Source organism: Marinomonas sp. ABL3_031 (genome assembly GCF_056161265.1).
In genome coordinates this window covers 1-238 of sequence record NZ_JBSWYU010000058.1, presented here as the reverse complement: position 1 = coordinate 238, position 238 = coordinate 1, and the positions used below count along the sequence as shown (strand labels likewise).

The 238-nt window shown below is 53.4% G+C and carries 1 tRNA gene; it reads left to right on the top strand.

What is annotated here, in order from left to right:
- Positions 1–162 precede the first annotated feature (162 nt).
- Positions 163–238, top strand: a tRNA-Val gene (locus ACXAH2_RS17230).

Here is a 238-nt window from a genome sequence, read left to right as displayed (position 1 = left end):
TGGTTAGAATACCTGCCTGTCACGCAGGGGGTCGCGGGTTCGAGTCCCGTCCGTTCCGCCATCTTTCCTCAAGATGTAAAACAATGATGGGTGTGTAGCTCAGTTGGGATTATGTCCTGACAAGGTGCATAGATACCGGGAGTTAATAACTCCACATGAAGCGGGTGTGTAGCTCAGTTGGGAGAGCGTCGCCCTTACAAGGCGAATGTCGGGAGTTCGAACCTCTCCACACCCACCA